At 50.4% G+C, this 11102-nt stretch carries 8 protein-coding genes; 2 read left to right on the top strand and 6 right to left on the bottom strand.

Going from position 1 to position 11102, the window contains the following annotated elements; translation table 11 throughout:
* Nucleotides 1-150 precede the first annotated feature (150 nt).
* Together Q0294_RS07250 and Q0294_RS07245 are read left to right on the top strand one after the other, a co-directional pair.
* Nucleotides 151-1884: a serine/threonine-protein kinase gene (locus tag Q0294_RS07250; protein ID WP_299462585.1), complete on the top strand. Its 1734-nt coding sequence runs from the start codon at nt 151-153 to the stop codon at nt 1882-1884.
* Nucleotides 1877-2410 carry an adenine phosphoribosyltransferase gene (locus Q0294_RS07245; RefSeq protein WP_299462582.1) on the top strand — a complete coding sequence of 178 codons (534 nt, stop codon included), beginning with the start codon at nt 1877-1879 and terminating at the stop codon, nt 2408-2410. Before Q0294_RS07250 ends, Q0294_RS07245 begins: the two co-directional genes overlap by 8 nt.
* A 12-nt stretch (nt 2411-2422) precedes the next feature.
* Here the strand turns inward: Q0294_RS07245 and Q0294_RS07240 are convergent, their stop codons facing one another.
* The 6 genes from Q0294_RS07240 to Q0294_RS07215 all read right to left on the bottom strand — a co-directional run bounded on the left by Q0294_RS07240 (nt 2423) and on the right by Q0294_RS07215 (nt 11100).
* Nucleotides 2423-3220, bottom strand: a complete 798-nt coding sequence (locus tag Q0294_RS07240) for a class I SAM-dependent methyltransferase (protein ID WP_299462579.1) — start codon at nt 3218-3220, stop codon at nt 2423-2425.
* A 28-nt stretch (nt 3221-3248) separates the two neighbouring features.
* Entirely contained in the window at nt 3249-4430 is a 1182-nt protein-coding gene (locus tag Q0294_RS07235; RefSeq protein ID WP_299462576.1) for a hypothetical protein, read from the bottom strand.
* A gap of 172 nt (nt 4431-4602) precedes the next feature.
* Nucleotides 4603-5022, bottom strand: a complete 420-nt coding sequence (locus Q0294_RS07230; protein WP_299462573.1) for a GNAT family acetyltransferase — start codon at nt 5020-5022, stop codon at nt 4603-4605.
* A gap of 281 nt (nt 5023-5303) precedes the next feature.
* A complete protein-coding gene (locus Q0294_RS07225) occupies nt 5304-7196 on the bottom strand; it encodes a hypothetical protein (RefSeq protein WP_299462570.1) in 1893 nt (630 codons plus the stop codon).
* 175 nt (nt 7197-7371) lie between these two features.
* A complete protein-coding gene (locus tag Q0294_RS07220) occupies nt 7372-8598 on the bottom strand; it encodes an amidohydrolase family protein (RefSeq protein WP_299462567.1) in 1227 nt (408 codons plus the stop codon).
* 72 nt (nt 8599-8670) lie between these two features.
* Complete coding sequence (locus tag Q0294_RS07215; RefSeq protein ID WP_299462564.1) at nt 8671-11100, bottom strand: ABC transporter permease subunit/CPBP intramembrane protease; 2430 nt, start codon at nt 11098-11100, stop codon at nt 8671-8673.
* Between the last annotated feature and the right edge of the window lie 2 nt (nt 11101-11102).

Genomic DNA, 11102 nt, shown 5'->3' with positions numbered 1-11102 from the left:
CATAATAGAGAGTATTAGAATTCACTTACCGAATTACCGATCAGATTATAGACTTCTGCCTGTCCTCTGACACTGTACAACATTTAATCTACGATTCTCTGCGACAACGCCACAAACAACGGCGATTTTTTTCAATATCGAGAAGCAACTTTGAACACGCACGAACACGAAGCGGCACCGGACAGGCTGGGCGAATATTTGATCGGCAAAAAAATAGGTGCCGGCGGCATGGGCTCCGTCTATCTTGCCACCAATGTCCACACCGATCAACAGGTTGCCATCAAAATCCTGCCGGGCGTGCTCGCGCGGGAAGCCGGTTTTGTCGAGCGATTTCACCGCGAAATCGAAGCCCTGAAAAAAATGCACAATCCGTATGTGATTGAATTTTATGACAGCGGCGTTGAAAATGAGATCTACTACTATGTAATGGAATACGTCGATGGTGAAACATTAACCAAACGGCTCCGACGCGAAAAACGCATCGACTGGAAAACCGTCGTCGATATTTCTATCCAGATCTGCTCGGCTCTGAAAGCGGCGCACGACGCCGGCATCATTCATCGAGACCTGAAACCTTCCAATCTGATGTTGAAAGACGACGGTACCGTCAAGCTGGCTGACTTCGGTGTCGCGCAGTTGTTTGCGACGGAAAAGCTGACAGTCACCGGCGGGATTATTGGCACCGCGGAATACATGTCTCCTGAACAGGCCGAAGGGAAACGCGTCTCACGACAGAGTGACCTGTATTCTCTGGGAGCCGTGATGTATGTCATGCTCACCGGGAGACCTCCCTTTAGCGGCAAAACCATGTTGGCCATTATTCAAAAACAGAGGTATGGTCAGTTTGATCGGCCCGGAAGATACGTTGATGATCTCCCGATCTGGCTCGAAGAAATCGTTTGTCAACTTCTGGAAAAAGATCCCCAGAAACGATTCCCGGATGCTTATGTTCTCTCCCGCCGCCTGCAGGATGTGTTGAACAAATATGAAATGTCGACCTCTGAAGATACCTATGCGCTTTCAGGAACAAACGCAGCATCCGTCACTCCCACCGTCGTGCAATCGGCTTCCGAACACGTAGCCGGCACGGGAACCCTGATGCAGGGTTTAATGCGGGCGCAACTCGAATCGGAAAGTACGGGATCACGACTGAGCCGACTGTTCGACAATACGTGGTTCTTAGTTGGAATTCTCACAGTCCTGCTGCTGGGCGGTTACTACTGGTTTCAGGAGCGTGAGCTTTCTCCACAGGAAATGTTTACTCAAGCAAAGATTATTCTGCAACAACCTGAAAACCCCGAATGGTATACCGCCCGCGATAAATATCTGCTGCCGCTTCTGGAAGCAGATCCTGATCAATGGAAAACTAACGTGGAGCCGGAACTCAAAAAAATTAAAACTTATGAAATTCGTTCCAGAGCAGGCATCACTGCCAAACGCAGATCGCGCACCGGACCGCAAAATGAGCCACAGCGTTTTATTACCCTGGCACAGCATTATATGGAAACCGGCAATTTAGTTCAGGCTGAAATCATTCTGTCGGCTTTAGTCGATGTCCTGCCCGAAAAACCCGATCAGAAAGAAATGCGCGACCTCGCTTTACAGATGCTTAATGATATTCGTGAGGACCCGCGCAACAAAGCCGAACGATTTATCATGCTGACTCAATCAATGGCAAAAGCCGACGCCCTGGTTAACGAAAAGAACTACAAAGAAGCAGCCGCCGTCTGGAAAGCACTGATCGTGTTATACGAACAGGAGCAGAATGAACAAGTTCAGAAAATTGTAAACCTCGCTAAAGAAAATCTCGCCAATCTGCCGAAACCGGTTCCGGCAGAACAAGCCACAACAGACTCCCAGAAAGCCAGTCCCGAGAATGAATGATCAACTCAATCTGAAAAATTATATTCGCGAAATCCCTGACTTTCCCAAACCGGGAATCCTTTTCCGGGATATTACGCCCCTGTTAGCCGCGCCGGCCGCCTTTCAGGAAGTCATCGACCGCCTGACTGATTACTACCGTGACAAACAGATCACGGCAATCCTCGCAGCCGAAGCCCGTGGCTTCATTTTCGCAGCGCCGCTCGCGCTCGCTCTGGGCGCACGATTCATTCCCATTCGTAAACCGGGGAAACTCCCTTTTGAAACCAGGGCTTTCCATTACGAACTGGAATACGGCTCTGATTCACTGGAAATGCACACCGATTCCATTCATGCCGACGATCGCGTGCTGATCGTCGATGACCTGCTCGCCACCGGAGGCACAATTCTGGCCTGCATTGAGCTGGCGAAACATTCGAAAGCGGAAATTATTGGCTGTGCGTTTCTGATTGAACTGACCTTTTTGAAGGCACGCGACAAAATGAATGGCTGCGATGTCTTTTCTCTTATTCACTATGACGGTGAATAACAGCAAGACCTCTTAAGGAACCCAGATCGCAGCCGGACTTTCACCATGCGCAGGATGCTCCACACGTCGCGCTTTAATTCGTACGTAAGGCGCGACGTAACGTCCTCGATGGCGAAAGTGCCCTACCGGGGCACTCGGGTCGGCGCGAACCGGCTCACGCAAATCCTCGATCACAAAACCCTGTCTGCACAAACCGCCTGTCAGTTGCTCCCAGCGATGCAGATATTCGGTCGCGCCTTCTTCCCGATACGAACGGTCGTCCCCTTTGGGTAAAGGTCCCTGCTGATAGTATTCCAGACCGATCACATACGTATTCTGCTGATCCCGATTCGTAATCTGCAAACTGGTGGGAGTTTTATGCTGGCTGATATACAGCCCCCCCGGTCGCATCACACGCGACACTTCCCGGTAGACGGCTTCCACATCCGGAACATAACAGGTACTCACGGGTTGATGCACAATATCGAACTGGGATTCGCGCAGCGCAGACAAATCATCCATTGACGTTTCCAGAATCCGCACCTGCAGTCCCCGCCGCCGCGCTTCCTGTTCGTCCAGTTGCAACATCTTATTGCTCAGATCAACGACCGTCACTTGCGCCCCGGCGGAAGCATACAGAATCGACTGCCAGCCGCCTCCCGAAGCCAGACAGAGCACCTGTTTCCCTTCGACGGAAGCAGGCAGCCAGCCGCGGGAATCCAGTGTTTTCAAAGGCGCGCGGCACTCTTCATCGGTGGCAACCTTCGTAAACTGGCTGCGGATCTCTGCCAACCGATTCCAGGCAGCACGGTTAAGGGGCAGGTGGGACATGCGGAAGTCTCATTTACATGTGCTGTGATTAAGATTCCTGAGTCTGCGTTTGACTCTGTGCATCCAGCAGGGCTCCCGCAAAGGTCACCAGATCCCCTTTGCCGCGGGCGACTTTCTGCAAGACTTCCAGATGGTCTGTTTTCCGGCACAAATCGGTAAAGGAAAATGTATTCGGATCTTCAAACTGGCTCAGATAGGTTTCCGCCAGTTCGATGGCCCGATCATTCTGGTTGACGCGCGTCAGCAGATCGATCAAAACATAGGCAATCATCTGCTTGTCTTCATCATCCGGTTCCAGCTCAAGCTTCTTTTCAAAATAAGCAACCCCCAGGCTGCGATCATTCTCATTCCCTACCAGCGCTTTGAAAAAATTCAGATGGGCCGGATAAAAATCTTCAAACGGACTTTCACCCGGATATTGAAACTGTTGATCCAGGCGGGAACCGTATTCGCAGAGTTCGATCACTTTCGGCATACTCGGATCATCGTCCGACAAAAGTCGGGCGAAGCGCACGACCGAATTCAAATGTGAAACGTCAATATGGTAACTGCCCCCTTCAAACATCCAGTCCCGGCCGGCCATCAACTCCCGCAGATTGTCAGCCGGCGGCGCCATGGGAAGTTTCTGCTGAACCTGGTACTGCAGGGATTGAACCAGATCACCATAAAGCTGATCGACCAGTAACCGCGCGATCTTCTGTCGTCTTTCCGGGTTGAACTGCGCATTCATTTGATCGAAAACGGTAATTGTATTACAGATGCCATTCACCTGCAGCATGATTTCAAACCCTTTTTCCGGATTTGCGCCTTCATACACGCAAACCTGAATCAGCTCTTCGGACTTGCCTTCGGGAATGGTGCGCGGATTGATTTTGTCCAGCGCGGCGGCAACCAGATCCGGTTCCTGAATCGTCTGAAAATACAGCCAGGCATCGGCGTAGAGTTTTTCTACCAGGAACAGACTGCCGACTTCGCGGGCAGCTTCGATATAGGCCAGCTCGAACTCTTTTTTCTGTTCTTCGGGAACATAATCAAACGAAGTCGGCTGCAGCAGTTCAAGCCCCATCGACTGCTTCTTTTTCATCAGCAAGGCATCAAACAGGCGATGATAATTTTTCTGCGCAGTTAACGTTTCGATCAGCCGTTCCAGCACGGCTTCCGGAGATTGCTGCTGTAATTCTTCCAGGGCTGCAAATACATCTTCAGACATGATTCTTCTCTTAATTGTGATCGCTTCAGGAAAACGGAATTCTGACTGGCATCGATCGCGATACGAACCCTGCCAAAAGACTGCTTCCAGATCGCGTTCAATTTAATCGTATCAGGTTCAACACTATTTATACCCAGTTCAAACGGCTTTGGAGATACAACCTGAATTCAGGCTAATCATCGTGTTCAAGCCTCTTGCCAAGTCCGATTACATGATCATTGCCGTATCCAATTGCTTCGTAAAATGCGATGACTTCTTTGTTTGACTCACGAACTTGCAAATTAATTTTAGGACACCCTTTTTCCTTAATTCGTAACTCAACCAATTCCATTATTTTACGTCCAAAACCTTTTCTCTGATAGCTGGGGGAAACAGCAAGATAGTTGATCCAGCCTCGATGACCTTCATAACCTCCCATGACTGTCGCCACAATCGAGCCGGAAAGCTCACCAACCAGAAAGAGATCCGGATCCACTTTTATTTTTCTTTGAATATCCTTTAAGGGATCATTCCAAGCCACTACCAGATTACATTCTTCCCACAGGTTTATAACAGCCTCCTGGTCCTGCAATTTGAATTCTCGTATTACCATGACAACAAGAACCTCTTATGACCTGAAACCGTCACAACACCCTGAACTCATTTGATTTCCACTACAACCCGTATTCTCAATGTGTAACAGAAACTGCTGAACTTCCCCGTCACAGGCAATCACACGCAGTCAATTTCCAGGACGCGTATTCTATTGAACAAAACCAGCGCAGCCTGCAAACAGGAGGACGAACGCTTTCGCAAACTCCATTGTAAGAATTCTCATCGGCTCTGAGTACCCTGCCAATCGAGAAAGAGAGAATTCATGTTATTTCGCGTCAACTACTCGACGAACAGTAACGGCGTTAAATCGCCATTCGTATCAAATCGCCCGATCACGGATTCATAATGGGTATTATGTCCCAAAACCGCACGCGCATGTTCGCCTTTCTGCAAACTGCGATAGACCAACAACTGATGTGCACCAATTCGCAGACGATGCCCGGAGGCTTCGTCTCGGGCAGAGATTTTGCCCCCCTCGCTCACGGTCAGATTGGTCCAGTCCGCCGGTTTCCGCTTCAAATCTGGTTCCCAATCTATAATCAACGGAGCATAAAGGGCGTTCGCTGTCGAGACTTGCTGATGCAAGACGAGCTGACTCTGATCGTTCAATGTCAGACTGCCGGGCTTAAAGAAATCCCGCTCCTGGGTCAGTCCGATCGGAAAGACACGCGCAGACAAGCCTTTGGTTTTGAGCGATAACTCATGGGTCTCACCATTCAGTGTGCCTGCAATTCCCGGAGTCACCGGAATCAGGGAACGATACTCGAGATTCGCGGGTTCCGTTCCCGTCACAATATCAGACAGGAAGGCAAAATGCTGATTGCGCGGCAACAGAATCTGGCGTTCCAGTTTGTATCCCGACTCCAGTTCCATATGCAGTTCTAAATAATCTGCATCCTCATCGGAATTCCAGCAGACAGCACTCCATTCGCCATCGCCTGAAACAGACTGACCGTCAACAGTCAATGAAAATTCCCAGCGGCCTTCGAACAACAACTTGCCCATCGCAGACAGACTCAGCACAGGTAAATCACCATTCCAGGTTACAACCAGCAGATTTGAAGAATCCGACCAGTAATTCCGCAGGACTGCCCATTCAGACCAGTCAGACTGATGTGCAGGACAGCCAGCCGATTGAATCAAGAAACGGGAACGTTTTTTTTCGGATGCCAGTGCTTTCAAATACTTCCTCTCCGCGCTTCTGCTGGGGAGCCCCGCAAAATAAGCGGCTAAAGCCAGCAGGATATGATGCGCTACCGCATGGATCGGAGAAAGGCCCAATTTCCCAGAAACATCACACGCAGCAATAAGTCTTTCAATCGATAACTGGAACCGATCTCGCGCTTCCTTGTCCCAGACCGGCTTCTCCCAGACTTGGCCGATGTATAATGCTCGCGTCAATGGAGCTAACCAGAAATCCAGGCGGGGAAGAATCTCCGCATGGGGGGTGCCGTCAGTATCTGTGCGGTCAAAAAAACAATCGCGCAGATTTTGTTGTCCCAGTTGGCGAAAGTTTTTTGCTCCGGAAATTTCCGAGAACAGAAAACCTGACCGCCACGGCAATTCGGCAGATATCAGAATCACCTGATCTTCAGAGGTCTCTGAAAAGTCGGTCTCTTCCAGATTGAAACACAACGAGACAGCGGCGAACAGACAATGACGCCAGACGCTCACCAATGTCGAAGGGGCTAATCGAAACCCGATATTTTCAAGTAATTCGATCAACAGTAATAACTCGTAAGGCCGCATCGGTTCCGCAACCGTCACCTGATCCAGCCAGCCCACCAGCAGGCGGCTGACTTCGTCCCAGCTCAATTTCGGTGTCGTTTTTCGCTTTCCGTTTTTGGATGCCTTTTGAATCTTTTCCGGTAACTCTCTGGCCGACTTGACCAGATTGATTAAATCGGAAGTGCGGCAGGTTTCTTCCACAGCCTCTTCAGACCAGAGAGCAGCCCACAGCATTTCGGAAGCATATTTGCCCCGTTTCTTCTGCTTAGAAATTTCTTTGAGGCGCGAACATAACCCTTTGCTGAATCGACTCAAATCTCCCGCCACGGCCCCCTTCATTAAATCACCGGTCGGCTTTGCCTTCCATTGAATCGCCTGCAGAAATTCTTCATCCGACAACGAACAGAGCTGTGGGGGTACGGACTGACCAAATTCGATTGACACTGTTTCTTCCATTTTATGTTTCCCCAGCAACACTTGAGAGTTTCGCTCAGAGTACATTTCTGACAGGATCGCTTGAGCGGGCACCGAAAAAGCCACGCATTGAGGACGGGTAGAGAAACCCCTTACGCAAAATGCGATAGCTAGAGACTATAGGGTAACGGGATTTTCTGTGAAATCAATTGATCCAGCCCCCATTCATCATTACACGGGAGACATGTGACCGGGAATTTAACAAAAGATCACTGCTTGAGAGGCGATCTGAAAGGTCAGGCAATTGAATCAAGGCCATATCGGCTCGTTTTCCGACTGCCAGCGAACCAAGCTCCTCAGACATTTCCAACGCACGCGCCCCGGCCAGAGTACCACATTCCAGGATCAATTCCGTAGAGACCGCTGGAAACTTCTCGCGCAGGAAGAGTAACTCATTCCAGAGGTTTAAATCCGGGTTGGATGCCCGGCTGTCAGTTCCAATCGCTATATTGATCCCGTGCCGAATCATTTCCAGCCAGGGATGGGGGGGATGTCCAAAATAATGATGGGTTCGCGGACAGTACACAACGGAAATCTGTGGCGACTGCTGCAGAAATTCGATTTCCGTTTCACCAAAATAATTACCGTGAATGGCTAACGCAGACGTTAATTCTGAGAGCGGCGCCAGATAATCGTACATCCGAACCCCATCGCTTAAAATTTGCGGATCCCAGAGCCCCAGTTCGGTCAGCAGTTCAGCAAACGGCCCCTGTTTGTGTTCCAGCAGTTCCAATTCTGCCCGCGTCTCTGCCAGATGGACGGCAACAGGCGAGCCCTGGTCGCGGGCCAGCTGAATCAGTTTCAGATATAAATCGGGATGCACGCTGTATGGAGCATGCGGACTCAGCCCCGGATGAATGCGAAATAGATCTTCCTGAACCGGAAGATGCTCCAAAAAATCAGCGGCGATGCGTTCCTGTTCCGCAATCCGACCGGCAGAAAAACCGAGACACTCCCGAAACACAACCGCATGCGGAGCAGACTTTGCCTGTTGTAACAACTGCAGACTTTCGTCGCTGGTCGCGATTTCTCCGAGACAGGTCGTCCCCGCCTCTAAACTTTCTTTGATCCCTTCAAGAATGCGTTGTTCCACGGAAACAGAGGATTCAAATCGCGACTGCATAATCGATCGAATCCAGTCGGTAAACGGAGCCGCCGGCGCTAACGGATGTCTGAGGTGACTGAATTCCAGATGCGTATGCGCATTAACCAGCCCGGGAATCAAAGCGGTATTTCCCAGATCCATCGCCCGGGGATGATCGCCTGCATAAACGGCGGCAATCCGGGAGCCTTCGACTTCCACGATGGCCCGTTCCAGCGGCGGTCCTTCAACGGGGAAAACCCAGCGTGCTTTTAAGATCTGACGTTCCAAGATACTGCTTTGATCAAAACGAAGGTTGAGGCGTTCAGAAAAATACGCCTGATAGTATAAGCAGTCAGAAGCTTATTTGGTATCGGTCAGACGACGATCAAAGGCAGACGAAGTCAAAGATTCTACAGAAGTCGATTTCTGATCGGCGCGCGAATTTGACTGCAGCACCACCCAACGCAATAACACAATCGCCACAACAGCACTGATCACCAGTAACGGCCAGGAATACCGCAAGCCATCCGGCCCCATCGTTACAAAATGCTGTAATCCATTTTCAGGAACCCATGTTTCAGGAATACGCCCACGCAACACGGAAAGGGAGTTATAGATAAAGTGAAAAATCACTCCCGGAAACAGGCTGCGACTGTGAACCGCCATTAATCCCAATGCCAGACCCAGCAAAGTGGCGTTAAACACCTGCTGTGGAATCATATGCATCGCACCAAACGTCACACTCGACAGAATAATCGCCAGCCAGGCACGTCCACGACGGCCAAATCCGCTTAAAATGAAACCACGAAACGCCAGTTCTTCACAAACCGCCGGCGCAAATGCAAACGCCATCAGAATCAACCAGATCGGCTGATTCGGATCGGACATGCTTTTTAAAACAGCCACCGTACCTGCAGGCAAGGCGGGGAAAAACCAGTCCAGACTCGACGCTAATTCCAGCGACAAAGGATGCAACACGAAAGGCAGCAATAACCCGACTCCCAGAAATCCGAGGCTGGGCAGATACAGACGGAACGTTTTTCTGACGCTGGTCGTCAGCATAATTCCCATCATCAAAGCGGGAGTCGCAATAATCGCCAGTTGCTGAATCATCAAGAGCTGCATCATCCGCAGCGGACGCTCTGCATCCGTTGCCATCTGAATAGCCTGACTCATGGTATTCATCACGCCAAACTGTAACAGCATGATAATCACAAAACAGAAGCCGGCTTCTGCAAAGCTGGGCAGCGCATCTTTGGTCCGCATCAGATGACGTAACCAGAGCCCCACTTCAAACCGTTCGGCTTCTCGGAACAGCACATCTTCGCGCTGAAATTGATCGATGGCCCACCAGAGTGCCAGCAGGCTGTAACCGACGCTCGTGACTAAAACGGGAATCGCATACACGTAAAGAATTCCCGCATTGACCGATGAAAGCAACATTCCCTTCAATAGTAACGCCACCCCCACAACGGGCATTAAACTGTAAAAAGCATTGATTTCCACGGCCGGTGATAAACAGAAGACAGTCAGCCCAATCGTGACCATTAATAACGGCGTGAGATAATATTGACCCTCTTTGCTGCTGCGGGCAAAAGTCGCCAGCGCCAGACAGAGTGCACTAAACAGAGCAGAAAGCGGAATCAGCAGCACCACAATCCAGAACAGAGCGGAATACGAAGGAAACGACAGATCGCCAATCTTGGAAAGCGCACCGGATCCGGCCAGATTGACCATATGCCGCCCGGTAAAACCCATACTCGCCAGATTCAACAGAGCCGTCGAGATGCTGAAAATCAGCACGGTTAAAAACTTGCCTAATACAATTTCTGTACGCTTGGCGGGAGAGATCAACAGTGTCTCCATTGTGCCTCGTTCTTTTTCACCGGCCCCCAGGTCAATCGCCGGGTAAAAAGCGCCGGTTGCCGCCATGATAATCAAGAGTGCCGGAAACAGTTTGCTCCAGAGGTTTGCCGCCAGTTGTTCGTCTTGTGCCAGATCGATGGAATCCGGATTAATCGGCGTGGGCAACGATTCAGGAAGGTTGGCCCGGCTCAAACGATCCCGCAGAATTGCTTTCTCCCAAGATCGCATGACTTCTTCTACCCGCCGGTAGGCAATCATGGATTTTTCATCGGCACTGTTTTCCAGAATTAAAGGCCGCAGGGAATCTGCCGGATCAAAGTCAATCGGTTCATGCCGCGCCAGTTTTGCACTGACCAGTTCAATTTCCTTCGAAAGTCCCTTGGGAATCAGGATCAAAACCTGAATCCGGCTTTCAGCAAACAGCTTGCTGAGCCGTTCATTGGTCTCGGTGATTTCGCGCGCCAACAGGTTTTCCTGCTGGAGGTCTTCCTGATCTTCAATCTGCTTCCACTGCTTGAGTAATTCCTGATGCTTTCTGAGAACCACTTCCAGCTTATGCGCCTGTTCCAGTATTTCCTTTTGCTGCGCATCCTCAGACACATCTGCCGCAGCGTCGGCTTTTTTAACAGGCTCAATGTCTGTGATCACGCGCAACTTCTCTGCGTCGGAAGGAATCCTGAACCAGTTGGAAACAAAGTGGTCCCCTTCCAGTAACTGCGGATGCTTCGGCAGATCGCTGGCTCCCAGCACGACGACATTGCGCGGCTGTTCGGAAAACAGCACGGTCATCTGCACCATCCCGATGCCCATCGCCGGGTAAAGCAGCAGCGGAAGCACTGCGACCATGAACAAAGTACGCCGGTCGCGCATCTGATCCTTCAGTTCACGCAGCAAAATGAGTTTGATATTCTTCCACTGTATCATCT

The sequence above is a fragment of the uncultured Gimesia sp. genome (assembly GCF_937919775.1).
In the GTDB taxonomy this organism is placed as follows: domain Bacteria; phylum Planctomycetota; class Planctomycetia; order Planctomycetales; family Planctomycetaceae; genus Gimesia.
The sequence above is the reverse complement of the archived record's forward strand: the minus strand, read 5'-3'. Positions and strand labels throughout refer to the sequence as shown.

What these genes read in the sequence shown, in the direction of transcription:
- Q0294_RS07235 (WP_299462576.1), bottom strand. Translation starts at nt 4,430, where the DNA reads ATGTCTGAAGATGTATTTGCAGCCCTGGAAGAATTACAGCAGCAATCT.
- Q0294_RS07240 (WP_299462579.1), bottom strand. Translation starts at nt 3,220, where the DNA reads ATGTCCCACCTGCCCCTTAACCGTGCTGCCTGGAATCGGTTGGCAGAG.
- Q0294_RS07230 (WP_299462573.1), bottom strand. Translation starts at nt 5,022, where the DNA reads ATGGTAATACGAGAATTCAAATTGCAGGACCAGGAGGCTGTTATAAAC.
- Q0294_RS07245 (WP_299462582.1), top strand. Translation starts at nt 1,877, where the DNA reads ATGAATGATCAACTCAATCTGAAAAATTATATTCGCGAAATCCCTGAC.
- Q0294_RS07215 (WP_299462564.1), bottom strand. Translation starts at nt 11,100, where the DNA reads ATGATACAGTGGAAGAATATCAAACTCATTTTGCTGCGTGAACTGAAG.